The 12,382-nt window shown below is 59.0% G+C and carries 10 protein-coding genes and 2 pseudogenes; 10 read left to right on the forward strand and 2 right to left on the reverse strand.

The window, feature by feature from the left end; translation table 11 throughout:
* The first annotated feature begins 233 nt into the window (after nt 1-233).
* The 6 genes and pseudogenes from petA to JWR98_RS09035 all read left to right on the forward strand — a co-directional run bounded on the left by petA (nt 234) and on the right by JWR98_RS09035 (nt 4,927).
* Complete coding sequence (gene petA / locus JWR98_RS09010) at nt 234-827, forward strand: ubiquinol-cytochrome c reductase iron-sulfur subunit (protein WP_034095877.1); 594 nt, start codon at nt 234-236, stop codon at nt 825-827.
* A complete protein-coding gene (locus JWR98_RS09015; RefSeq protein WP_003171746.1) occupies nt 827-2,038 on the forward strand; it encodes a cytochrome b in 1,212 nt (403 codons plus the stop codon). The genes petA and JWR98_RS09015 overlap by 1 nt, the downstream gene beginning before the upstream one ends.
* The gene (locus JWR98_RS09020; protein WP_078731556.1) at nt 2,038-2,820 is read left to right on the forward strand and encodes a cytochrome c1; all 783 of its coding nucleotides are present in this window, start codon (nt 2,038-2,040) and stop codon (nt 2,818-2,820) included. The genes JWR98_RS09015 and JWR98_RS09020 overlap by 1 nt, the downstream gene beginning before the upstream one ends.
* Before the next feature lie 147 nt (nt 2,821-2,967).
* On the forward strand, nt 2,968-3,585 hold the full coding sequence (locus tag JWR98_RS09025; protein ID WP_003171748.1) for a glutathione S-transferase N-terminal domain-containing protein: 618 nt from the start codon (nt 2,968-2,970) through the stop codon (nt 3,583-3,585).
* A gap of 17 nt (nt 3,586-3,602) precedes the next feature.
* A pseudogene (locus JWR98_RS09030) lies at nt 3,603-4,021 on the forward strand (ClpXP protease specificity-enhancing factor).
* 157 nt (nt 4,022-4,178) lie between these two features.
* Nucleotides 4,179-4,927: pseudogene (locus JWR98_RS09035) on the forward strand (FadR/GntR family transcriptional regulator).
* On the opposite strand, the gene JWR98_RS09040 reads toward JWR98_RS09035, so the two are convergent.
* Together JWR98_RS09040 and JWR98_RS09045 are read right to left on the reverse strand one after the other, a co-directional pair.
* Nucleotides 4,928-5,335, reverse strand: a complete 408-nt coding sequence (locus JWR98_RS09040; protein WP_205489802.1) for a hypothetical protein — start codon at nt 5,333-5,335, stop codon at nt 4,928-4,930.
* A 134-nt stretch (nt 5,336-5,469) separates the two neighbouring features.
* On the reverse strand, nt 5,470-6,624 hold the full coding sequence (locus JWR98_RS09045) for a phospholipase (protein ID WP_205489803.1): 1,155 nt from the start codon (nt 6,622-6,624) through the stop codon (nt 5,470-5,472).
* Nucleotides 6,625-6,858: 234 nt separating this feature from the next.
* Here JWR98_RS09045 and kdgD point away from each other — a divergent pair, with 234 nt between their 5' ends.
* The 4 genes from kdgD to garD all read left to right on the forward strand — a co-directional run bounded on the left by kdgD (nt 6,859) and on the right by garD (nt 12,298).
* Nucleotides 6,859-7,770, forward strand: coding sequence for a 5-dehydro-4-deoxyglucarate dehydratase (gene kdgD, locus JWR98_RS09050; RefSeq protein WP_003171753.1), 912 nt, complete (start codon nt 6,859-6,861; stop codon nt 7,768-7,770).
* Nucleotides 7,771-7,824: 54 nt separating this feature from the next.
* Nucleotides 7,825-9,270 carry an aldehyde dehydrogenase family protein gene (locus JWR98_RS09055; protein ID WP_078731561.1) on the forward strand — a complete coding sequence of 482 codons (1,446 nt, stop codon included), beginning with the start codon at nt 7,825-7,827 and terminating at the stop codon, nt 9,268-9,270.
* 98 nt (nt 9,271-9,368) lie between these two features.
* Complete coding sequence (locus JWR98_RS09060; RefSeq protein WP_003171755.1) at nt 9,369-10,733, forward strand: MFS transporter; 1,365 nt, start codon at nt 9,369-9,371, stop codon at nt 10,731-10,733.
* A gap of 11 nt (nt 10,734-10,744) precedes the next feature.
* Nucleotides 10,745-12,298: a galactarate dehydratase gene (garD, locus tag JWR98_RS09065; RefSeq protein ID WP_078731562.1), complete on the forward strand. Its 1,554-nt coding sequence runs from the start codon at nt 10,745-10,747 to the stop codon at nt 12,296-12,298.
* Nucleotides 12,299-12,382: the final 84 nt, after the last annotated feature.

Below are 12,382 nucleotides of genomic sequence, written 5' to 3' on the forward strand. Positions count from 1 at the left end.
CCTCACGGAGCTGGGCGTTTTTTATTGCCTGCGATTATGCACATTTTTTACCGTGACAACTTGCCACATCCGTAGACCCCCTATACTACAAGGCCTGGGGGTAGTGGTCCGGGCAATTCCCTTGTCATACGTGGGGCTTTTCATTACCATCCGTCAAAATTTTTATAAGTAAAGATTCAACACTTAGTAGACGCCTGATTTAACAGGCCAAAAAGCTGATGGGAGAGGACTGAATGAGCAATGACGGCGTGAATGCAGGCCGGCGTCGCTTCTTGGTAGCAGCCACATCCGTGGTGGGTGCTGCAGGAGCGGTGGGGGCTGCGGTCCCGTTCGTGGGGTCATGGTTTCCCAGTGCCAAGGCGAAAGCCGCAGGTGCACCGGTGAAGGTGAATGTCAGCAAGATCGAGCCAGGCCAGCAGATGATTGCTGAATGGCGCGGCCAGCCGGTATTCATTGTTCGTCGTACCGAGGAAATCCTGGGAAATCTGAAAAAGATCGAAGGTCAGTTGTCTGACCCGAAATCCGAGAAATCCGACCAACCCGCCTACGCCAAAAACGAAGCACGTTCGATCAAGCCAGAGATTCTGTTGCTGGTCGGGCTGTGTACCCACCTGGGTTGCTCGCCCACGTTTCGCCCGGAGGTCGCGCCTGTCGACCTGGGCAAGGACTGGGTTGGCGGTTATTTCTGCCCGTGCCACGGTTCTCACTACGACCTCGCCGGTCGCGTCTACAAGTCCCAGCCTGCTCCATTGAACCTGCCCGTGCCCCCGCATACCTACGAAACTGACGACCTTATTGTCATTGGCCTCGATAAGGAGAACGCGTGATGAGCAAGTTCATGGATTGGGTCGATGCGCGCTTTCCCGCCACTAAAATGTGGGAAGACCATCTCAGCAAATATTACGCACCAAAAAACTTCAACTTCTTCTACTTCTTCGGCTCCCTGGCCCTGCTGGTGCTGGTCAACCAGATCGTCACCGGCGTCTGGCTGACGATGAGCTATACCCCGTCGGCGGAAGAGGCGTTTGCCTCCGTCGAATACATCATGCGTGACGTCGAGTACGGCTCGATCCTGCGCCTGCTGCACTCCACCGGCGCTTCGGCGTTCTTCATAGTGGTCTATCTGCACATGTTCCGTGGCCTGCTCTACGGTTCCTACCAGAAACCGCGTGAGCTGGTGTGGGTCTTCGGCATGCTGATCTACCTGGCGCTGATGGCTGAAGCCTTCATGGGTTATCTGCTGCCATGGGGCCAGATGTCGTACTGGGGCGCCCAGGTGATCATCTCGCTGTTCGGTGCTATCCCGGTGATCGGCAATGACCTGACCCAGTGGATCCGCGGTGACTACCTGATCTCGGGCATTACCCTTAACCGCTTTTTCGCCCTGCACGTCGTGGCCCTGCCTATCGTGATCCTGGGCCTGGTGGTGCTGCACATCCTGGCGCTGCACGAAGTGGGTTCCAACAACCCGGATGGCGTGGACATCAAGAAGCACAAGGACGAGAACGGCATCCCGCTGGATGGCATTCCATTCCACCCGTACTACACCGTGAAAGACATTGTCGGCGTCGTGGTGTTCCTGTTCGTGTTCTGCTCGATCGTGTTCTTTTTCCCGGAGATGGGCGGTTATTTCCTGGAGAAGCCTAACTTCGAACAAGCCAACGCCTTCAAGACACCTGAGCATATTGCTCCGGTCTGGTACTTCACGCCGTTCTACGCGATCTTGCGGGCGATCCCCGACAAGCTCATGGGGGTGATCGCCATGGGCGCGGCCATTGCGGTGCTGTTCGTACTGCCTTGGCTCGACCGAAGCCCGGTTAAGTCCATGCGCTACAAAGGCTGGCTGAGCAAGATCTGGCTGTGGGTGTTCTGCATTGCATTCGTGATCCTGGGCGTGCTGGGCGTGCTGGCGCCAACCCCTGAGCGTACGTTGCTGTCGCAGGTCTGCACCTTCCTGTATTTCGCCTACTTCATTCTGATGCCGTTCTACACCCGGCTCGAGAAGACCAAACCGGTTCCGGAAAGGGTGACTGGCTGATGAAAAGATTATTTGTTGCATTGATGCTTGCGGCGCTGCCGCTACTGTCCTTCGCCGCCGAGCACGGTGGCCCGGAACTGGAAAAAGTCGACATCGACGTGTCTGACAAGGCTGCCCTGCAAGACGGCGCGCGTACCTTCGCCAACTACTGCATGGGCTGCCACAGCGCCAAGTTCCAGCGCTATGAGCGTGTGGCCGATGATCTGGGCATCCCCCACGAGTTGATGTTGGATAAACTCGTGTTCACCGGCGCCAAGATTGGCGACCACATGAACATCGGCATGAAGCCGGCGGACGCCAAGGCCTGGTTCGGGGCTGCACCGCCCGACCTGACCCTGGTAGCCCGCGTGCGCGGCACCGACTGGCTCTACGGCTACCTCAAGTCCTTCTACGAAGACCCGGCGCGTCCTTGGGGTGTGAACAATAAGGTATTCCCGAACGTCGGCATGCCTAACGTTCTGGTCGGCCTGCAGGGTCGCCAAGTGGTAGGATGCAAGCAGGTTCAGGTCGTTGATAACGGCAAGAAGCAATATGATCCGTTGACCGGTACGCCTCTGACTCATGAAGCATGCGATCAACTGACCATCGTACCCAAGACCGGTACGCTGAACGAAGAGCAGTTCGACGAGAAGGTCAAGAACCTGGTGACCTTCCTGGCCTACTCGGCCAACCCGGTCAAACTGCAACATCAGCGCATCGGTACGTACGTCTTGCTGTACTTGGCTTTCTTCTTCGTATTCGCTTATCTGCTCAAGCGCGAATACTGGAAGGATGTGCATTGATCCAACCGTAAGCAATTGCTGTTAATCTTGCGCGCCCAGCGGCATCTCTGAACACGTAGCGACCTGGTTATCGGGTCCTACAGAGATGCTCTCTGGGCGCGCTCGTTTTTGAGCTTTCGATAATTTCAACAAGCGAGGAGGACCGCCATGGGCGTGACCAATCGGTTGGCCTGTTACTCCGACCCCGCCGACCACTATTCCCACCGGGTACGTATTGTGCTCGCAGAGAAGGGTGTCAGCGCCGAGATCATCAGTGTGGAGGTGGGTCGTCATCCGCCGAAGCTGATCGAAGTGAACCCTTACGGCAGCTTGCCCACCCTGGTCGATCGTGACCTGGCGTTGTGGGAGTCGACCGTGGTGATGGAATACCTGGATGAGCGTTACCCGCATCCACCTTTGCTGCCGGTGTATCCGGTGGCGCGCGCCAACAGCCGTCTGCTGATCCATCGGATCCAGCGTGACTGGTGTGGGCTGGTGGATCTGATACTCGATTCGCGCAGCAAAGAGGCGGCCCGTGTCGTGGCGCGTAAGGAATTGCGCGAGAGCCTGACCGGCGTTTCGCCGCTGTTCGCCGATAAACCTTTTTTTCTCAGTGAGGAACAAAGTTTGGTGGATTGCTGCCTATTGCCGATACTCTGGCGTTTGCCGATCCTGGGCATTGAACTGCCACGGCCGGCCAAGCCGTTGCTTGATTACATGGAGCGCCAATTTGCGCGTGAGGCTTTCCAGGCGAGTCTGTCTGGTGTCGAACGCGATATGCGCTAAGGCTTAAGGAGCCGCTGATGAACTCCAGTCGACCCTACTTGGTCCGCGCGCTCTACGAGTGGATTGTGGACAACGATTGCACCCCGCACATGCTGGTCAATTCCGAGTTTCCTGCGGTTCAGGTACCGCAGGGTTTTGCCAGTGACGGGCAGATTGTGCTGAACGTATCACCCAGTGCCGTGCGCCACCTGCACATGGACAATGAAGCGGTCAGCTTCGAAGGGCGTTTCGGCGGTGTGCCGCACACGCTGTACGTACCGATTGGCGCCATCCTCGGGATCTACGCCCGGGAGAACGGCCAAGGCATGGTGTTCGATCTGGAGTCGCCTTTCGAGGATGACGAAACGATCGAAAATGAAGACGGTGATGATCTGACGCCGCCCGATTCCGAGCCACCGCGTCCAAGCGCCGGCCGAGTTTGAAAGTGGTCAAATAAGCGGTTTTTCCGTCAGACCTGCCTGAAAAATGCCTCGATTGATGTCGGGGCATTTTTTTGCGCGCAGGATATGGATGAAAGTCGTGCCCAGACGGTGATCGTACAACCACCATGGGCTATGATGCGTGCTCAAGTTCACCGAGAAAGATGATCCATCATGGAAAAAGCCAACACCGCCCCTCGTCTTCCCCGCAAGCGCCGCAGCCTTGCCCAGGAATTGGTCACGGTGTTGTCCGAGCAGATCCGTGATGGCGAGCTTAAACGGGGCGATAAACTGCCCACCGAGTCGGCGATCATGCAAGCCCATGGGGTAAGTCGTACGGTGGTACGCGAAGCCATTTCGCGGCTGCAGGCGGCGGGGCAGGTGGAAACCCGTCACGGCATCGGCACCTTTGTACTGGATACGCCGAGCCCCAGCGGCTTTCGCATCGACCCGGCCACGGTGGTCACACTGCGTGATGTGCTGGCGATCCTGGAGCTGCGCATCAGCCTGGAAGTGGAATCGGCCGGTCTGGCTGCGCTGCGTCGCAGCGACGAACAACTGGCGGCCATGCGCGCGGCGCTGGATGCCTTGAATGAGAGCGCCGCGCATGCGGGCGATGCGGTCGCGTCAGACTTCGCGTTCCACCTGGAAATTGCGCTGTCCACCGGCAACCGTTATTTCACTGACATCATGACTCACCTGGGCACCAGCATCATTCCGCGAACCCGCCTGAACTCGGCGCGCCTGGCCCATGACGACCAGCAGCACTACATGGGCCGCCTGAGCCGCGAACACGAAGAGATTTATGAAGCGATCGCGCGCCAGGATTCGGACGCGGCGCGCGCGGCGATGCGGTTGCATTTGACCAACAGCCGCGAGCGCTGCGCCATGCACATGAAGAGGCGCAGGCGCAGCGGGGGTAGTTACTGGAGGGTCACGGTCAGCGCAATCATATCGGAGTAGTTTGGGCCAGACTCTCCACTGCTTGAATAGCCGACATATATTGTGTTGCCTGCATAGGGTTCCAGCGCCTCTTTGGGGATTTTGACCATAAGGCCGCTGAATGGATGCCAGGTTTCCGTACTCTCACCAGGTGCGACGCGGTACTCGCCTGTATCAATCGAAAAATGTCGACTGCCTGACCAGCTTGTATCTTCCGGGTCTTCCGGACGCTCGCAGATCATCGCATACACTGATCCATTGACTTGAGGTAACTGCTTCGAGCTTGGAACGCTCAGTTCCAACGCCTCGGTTAGTTTCGCAACGGCGGCTGTTCCTTGATCACCGGCACCGGTGGCGGGCGGATTCAAGGTGGGGAGTGGTAAGGCCATGATTAGGTTCCTCCGGACAGGTATAGCAGCATGTGTCTCTTCAAGAGCCAACGGCTTGGCCCTGAAGAGTGTTATCCGCCGAGGAGTTCTCGTGCGTAACTGTCAATAGTTACAGTGGCGACAAGCGGTATTACCTACGCAGGGTTGTTTGGTTTGTAGTCCTTGAGCAACAAATACGTACTCCACCCCCACCAGTCATTGGTCCAGCGCTTGTCGTTCAGGTCATTCACGTCCTTGCGACGCAGCACCGTGTCACCCTCCACTTTGAACAACGGCGAAAAGTTGTTCGCCGGGTTTTGCGCGGCGTTCAAGTCCGGTACATACAGCGGCGCCTTGAAATTGGCCGGTGAGGGCGTTGCACCGCTGATAAAGGTTTCGAAGATTTCGTCGGCGGACGCTTGAACCGCACGTTTGACCTGTGCCCGATTAGCCGCATCGAGGGTGTCGAAGTAGCGTTTGTCCCCATAGGCGTGCCACTTATCGCCCATGGCATTTTGCACCTTGAGCCCGAATTTGCTGTCTTCGTCGTGCATGAAGCGGCTGATCAGCGAACCGAGGTCGCTGGGCGTCACTACTGCGGCCAATTGCTTGCGCGGCACGCGCAGATGGCCTGCGGAAAACAGGTCGGTCAAAAAGTGATCAGCAAAGCCGTTCATGGCGTAGGCCAGCTCCAATGCCTGGTCGGTGCCGGTCTGGTGCGCCACCACTGCTTGTTGCAGCGCTGCGGTATGCCCTGCGAGGTACGCCGACAAGGCCCATTCACCGAAGTGATCGGCATTGTCCGCCGCCAGTTTCAGGTAGCGCCCCAAGGGGATCAGCGCCGAGACCGCACTGCCGCCTCCGGTGATGCGGTTCCATTCCTCGGACAACGTATCACCGAGGGCATCGTAGGCTTCGTGGGGTTGTTTGCCAGCCTTGATCGCCTGGTTGACCGCGTTGATCTCCGTTTGCATCACGGCGAGAATCTTGCCGGCCTCCGTCCGTGATGCCGGCAATGCCGCCAACGAGCTGAAGGCGGCGGTGAAGCGTTGTACGCGCTCGGCGGGGGAGGCGCCATCGCTGATGGGCTGGCCGGGAATGCCATAGAAATCACCGCCCAGAGCGATCACCTGGCCGTAGGTCAGCGCCAGCCCGTTGAGCAGGTGCAGCTCGATTTGGCGTGCGGGAATCGCCGGGGCGTCCTTGGCGAAGCGCAACAGGGTATCGTCGCCGATGGCGGTGTGTTCACCACCTTCGAAACGCAGGGTAGGTGGGTTCTTCTCGGGGGCTGCGAGTTCAAGACCTGACATGTTAGCTCCTTGCTATGTCGTAGGAATCTTCCTTGATAACTGTATGTATATACAGTTGATTCGAGTATATGTCGGGAAATTCCTACGTCAAGGACACGCTTATCAACAAGTCTGAAGATGAAGGTCGATGAATTGCAGTTGACGAATTTTTTTATAGTTGTACGATGACGTACGACATCACCAAAACCGACAACAATCTTTCGACAGAAAGTCTTTACCCAGGGTGTTCGAATAATGAATCCACAAGAACTGAAGTCCATCCTTTCCCACGGTCTGCTGTCTTTCCCCGTGACCGATTTCAATGCCCAGGGTGACTTCCACCAGGCGGGCTACATCAAGCGCCTTGAGTGGCTAGCCCCTTACGGCGCCACTGCTCTGTTCGCTGCCGGCGGCACCGGTGAGTTTTTCTCCCTGGCCGCCAGCGAATATTCCCAAGTGATAAAGACCGCTGTTGATACCTGCGCCACCAGCGTGCCGATCCTCGCGGGTGTCGGCGGTGCTACCCGCCAGGCGATCGAATACGCGCAAGAAGCCGAACGCCTCGGCGCCAAGGGCCTGCTGCTGTTGCCGCACTACCTCACCGAAGCCAGCCAGGACGGCGTTGCCGCCCACGTTGAAGCGGTCTGCAAATCGGTAAACATCGGCGTGGTGGTCTACAACCGCAACGTGTGCCGCCTGACCGCGCCGCTGCTGGAACGCCTGGCCGAGCGTTGCCCGAACCTGATCGGCTACAAGGACGGCCTGGGTGACATCGAGTTGATGGTGTCGATTCGTCGTCGTCTCGGCGACCGTTTCAGCTACCTCGGCGGCCTGCCGACCGCAGAGGTTTACGCCGCTGCCTACAAGGCCCTGGGCGTACCGGTGTACTCCTCGGCGGTGTTCAACTTCATCCCTAAAACCGCGATGGACTTCTACCACGCGATTGCCAAGGACGATCACGCCACCGTTGCCAAGATCATCGATGACTTCTTCCTGCCGTACCTGGACATCCGTAACCGCAAGGCCGGTTATGCGGTGAGCATCGTCAAGGCCGGTGCAAAAATCGTCGGCTATGACGCAGGCCCGGTGCGCACGCCGTTGACCGACCTGCTGCCGGAAGAATACGAAGCCCTGGCCGCGCTGATCGACAAGCAAGGCCCGCAATAACTTATCTACAAGGCCGCTGAGTAATCAGCGGCCTTTTGCGTCAGGAGAAGATTCGTGTCCCAAGCCAAGCGTTTTGAAAACTATATCAACGGTCAGTGGGTGGCCGGCGCCGACTATTGCGCCAATATCAACCCATCGGAGTTGTCCGATGTCATCGGCGAGTACGCCAAGGCCGACGTCGTACAGGTCAACGCCGCTATCGATGCTGCCCGCGCCGCGTTCCCGGCCTGGTCCACCTCCGGGATTCAGGCTCGCCACGATGCGTTGGATAAAGTCGGCAGCGAAATTCTCGCGCGCCGCGAAGAACTCGGCACCCTACTGGCCCGTGAAGAGGGCAAGACCCTGCCCGAGGCCATCGGCGAAGTAACCCGTGCCGGTAACATCTTCAAATTCTTCGCCGGCGAGTGCCTGCGTCTGTCCGGTGACTACGTGCCGTCGGTGCGTCCGGGTGTCAATGTCGAAGTGACCCGCGAAGCCCTCGGCGTGGTCGGCTTGATCACCCCGTGGAACTTCCCGATTGCCATCCCTGCGTGGAAGATCGCCCCGGCCCTGGCCTACGGTAACTGCGTGGTGATCAAGCCGGCCGAACTGGTACCGGGCTGTGCCTGGGCCCTGGCGGAAATCATCTCCCGCGCCGGTTTCCCGGCCGGCGTATTCAACCTGGTGATGGGCAGCGGCCGTGTAGTCGGCGATGTGCTGGTCAACAGCCCGAAAGTCGACGGCATCAGCTTCACCGGTTCCGTCGGTGTGGGGCGTCAGATCGCTGTCAGCTGCGTGTCGCGCCAGGCCAAGGTGCAGCTGGAAATGGGCGGCAAAAACCCGCAGATCATTCTCGACGACGCCGACCTCAAGCAGGCTGTCGAGCTGTCGGTACAGAGCGCGTTCTATTCCACCGGCCAACGTTGCACGGCATCGAGCCGTTTGATTGTCACCGCCGGTATTCACGACCAGTTCGTCGCGGCCATGGCTGAGCGCATGAAGTCGATCAAGGTTGGTCACGCGCTCAAAAGCGGTACCGACATTGGCCCGGTTGTGTCCCAGGCCCAGCTTGACCAGGATATGAAATACATCGACATCGGCCAAAGCGAAGGTGCACGGCTGGTCAGCGGTGGCGGCCTGGTGACCTGCGACACCGAAGGCTACTACCTGGCGCCGACGCTGTTTGCCGACAGCGAAGCCGAGATGCGCATCAGCCGTGAAGAAATCTTCGGCCCGGTGGCCAACGTAGTGCGCGTGGCGGACTACGAGGCGGCGCTGGCCATGGCCAACGACACCGAGTTCGGGTTGTCGGCGGGCATTGCCACCACTTCGCTGAAATACGCCAACCACTTCAAGCGCCACTCCCAGGCCGGGATGGTAATGGTCAACCTGCCGACCGCCGGTGTGGACTATCACGTTCCATTCGGTGGCCGTAAGGGTTCCTCCTACGGGTCGCGTGAGCAAGGTCGCTATGCGCAAGAGTTCTACACCGTGGTGAAAACCAGCTACATCGGTTCGTAAGACGCACTACCCAGTGGGAGCCGGATGCCTGCCGGTTCCCACAACAAAAACAGAAAACCATTACCCGCAAAAAAAATAATTAGTGGGAGTACATCTACATGCAAGCGACCAAGCCGACCCACGTCCGCTATTTGATCCTGCTCATGCTGTTCCTGGTGACCACGATCAACTACGCCGACCGGGCCACCATCGCCATCGCGGGCTCCAGCCTGCAAAAAGACCTCGGCATCGACGCGGTCACCCTCGGTTATATCTTCTCCGCATTCGGTTGGGCCTACGTGGCCGGGCAAATTCCCGGTGGCTGGCTGCTCGATCGTTTCGGCTCGAAAAAGGTCTATGCCCTGAGCATCTTCACCTGGTCACTGTTCACCGTGCTGCAAGGCTATGTCGGTGAGTTCGGTGTCTCCACCGCAGTGGTTGCGCTGTTCATGCTGCGTTTCATGGTGGGCCTGGCCGAAGCGCCGTCCTTCCCGGGTAATGCGCGAATTGTCGCCGCCTGGTTCCCCACCGCTGAACGCGGCACGGCATCGGCGATCTTCAACTCGGCGCAATACTTCGCCACGGTGTTGTTCGCGCCGCTGATGGGTTGGATCGTCTACCGCTTCGGCTGGCAGCACGTGTTTATCGTGATGGGCGTGATCGGCATTCTGTTCTCACTGGTCTGGCTGAAAGTTATCCACAGCCCGCGCCAGCACCCGATGATCAACGAAGCCGAGTTCAATCACATCGCCGCCAATGGCGCGATGGTCGATATGGATCAGGACAAGGGCAAGGGTAAGAAAACCGACGGGCCGAAGTGGGATTACATCCGTCAACTGCTGACCAACCGCATGATGCTGGGTGTTTACCTGGGCCAGTACTGCATCAACGGCATCACCTACTTCTTCCTGACCTGGTTCCCGGTGTATCTGGTGCAGGACCGTGGCATGACCATCCTCAAGGCCGGTTTCATTGCCTCCTTGCCGGCGATTTGCGGGTTTATTGGCGGCGTGCTGGGCGGGGTGATTTCCGACTATCTGCTGCGCAAGGGCCATTCGCTGACCTTCGCGCGCAAGGCGCCGATCATTGCCGGTTTGCTGGTGTCCAGCAGCATCATTGCGTGTAACTACGTCGACGTAGAGTGGATGGTGGTGGGTTTCATGGCCTTGGCCTTCTTCGGCAAGGGCGTTGGCGCACTCGGTTGGGCGGTGGTATCCGACACCTCGCCGAAACAAATCGCCGGCCTCAGTGGCGGCCTGTTCAACACCTTCGGTAACCTGGCCTCGATCACCACCCCGATCGTGATCGGCTATATCATCAGCACCACCGGCTCGTTCAAATGGGCCCTGGTGTTCGTCGGCGCCAACGCGCTGGTGGCGGTGTTCAGCTACCTGGTCATCGTCGGCCCGATCAAGCGTGTAGTACTCAAAGAGCCGCCAAGCAAGGGGCCGGAGTTGAACAACCTAACCCAAGCGCATTCCTGAGAGGCACCGTGATGCAGTTGATTGAACATGCCGACTCGCCACGCTCCATTCGTTTGCACGAGCGCGACAACGTAGTGATCGTGGTGAATGACCAGGGCGTACCGGCCGGGACCGAGTTCCCGGACGGCCTGGTGACGGTGGATTTCATCCCCCAGAGCCACAAGGTGACCCTGGAAGATATCCCCGAAGGTGGTCAGATTATTCGCTACGGCCAGACCATTGGTTACGCGTTGGCGCCGATTCCGCGCGGCAGTTGGGTCCAGGAAGATCAACTGCGCATGCCCACCGCGCCCCCTCTGGACAGCCTGCCACTGTCCACCGAAGTGCCGGAGCGTCAGGCGCCGCTGGAAGGCTTCACGTTCGAGGGCTATCGCAACGCCGACGGTACTGTGGGCACGCGCAATATCCTGGGTATCACCACCACGGTGCAGTGTGTGACCGGGGTGCTGGACCATGCGGTCAAGCGCATCAAGGACGAGTTGCTGCCCAAGTACCCGCATGTCGATGACGTGGTGGCGCTGACCCATAGCTACGGCTGCGGGGTGGCGATCACCGCCACTGACGCTTACATTCCGATCCGCACCGTGCGCAATCTGGCGCGCAACCCGAACCTGGGAGGCGAAGCATTGGTGATCAGCCTGGGCTGCGAGAAATTGCAGGCCGGGCAGGTGATGCATGACAACGACAGCTCGGTCGACCTGAGCGAGCCGTGGTTGTACCGGCTGCAGGATTCCAGCCACGGTTTTACCGAGATGATCGAGCAGATCATGGCGTTGGCTGAAACCCGCCTGAAAAAACTCGACCAGCGCCGCCGCGAAACCGTGCCGGCCTCCGAGTTGATTCTGGGCATGCAATGTGGCGGCAGTGATGCGTTTTCCGGCATCACCGCCAACCCGGCGCTGGGCTACGCCTCGGACCTGTTGCTGCGGGCCGGAGCGACGGTGATGTTTTCCGAAGTCACCGAAGTACGCGATGCCATCTACCTGCTGACTTCTCGCGCGCAAACAAAGGAAGTTGCCGAAGAGCTGGTGCGTGAAATGGACTGGTACGACCGTTACCTGGCCAAGGGCGAGGCGGACCGCAGCGCCAATACCACGCCGGGCAACAAGAAGGGTGGGTTGTCGAATATTGTCGAGAAGTCCTTGGGCTCCATCGTCAAATCCGGCAGCAGCGCGATCAACGGCGTGCTCGGCCCTGGCGAACGGTTCAAGGGCAAGGGTTTGATCTTTTGCGCCACGCCGGCCAGTGATTTTGTGTGCGGTACCTTGCAACTGGCGGCGGGGATGAACCTGCATGTGTTCACGACCGGGCGTGGCACGCCTTACGGGCTGGCGATGGCGCCGGTGGTGAAAGTCTCGACGCGTACGGAGTTGGCGCAGCGCTGGCCGGATCTCATCGATATCGACGCCGGGCGCATCGCCACCGGGCGGGCGACTATCGAGGAGCTGGGCTGGGAGTTGTTCCACTTCTACCTGGATGTGGCCAGCGGCAAGAAGCAGACCTGGGCGGAGCATCACAAGCTGCACAACGACATCACCTTGTTCAACCCGGCGCCGATTACCTGAGACCGAGTCGCCTGCAATCGGGGGCAAGCCCCCTCCCACACTCGAGCGCGTTTTCATGCTGGAACTCGGTCAAAGGTGGGAGGG

It is taken from the genome of Pseudomonas lactucae (assembly GCF_016937615.1).
Classification (GTDB): domain Bacteria; phylum Pseudomonadota; class Gammaproteobacteria; order Pseudomonadales; family Pseudomonadaceae; genus Aquipseudomonas; species Aquipseudomonas lactucae.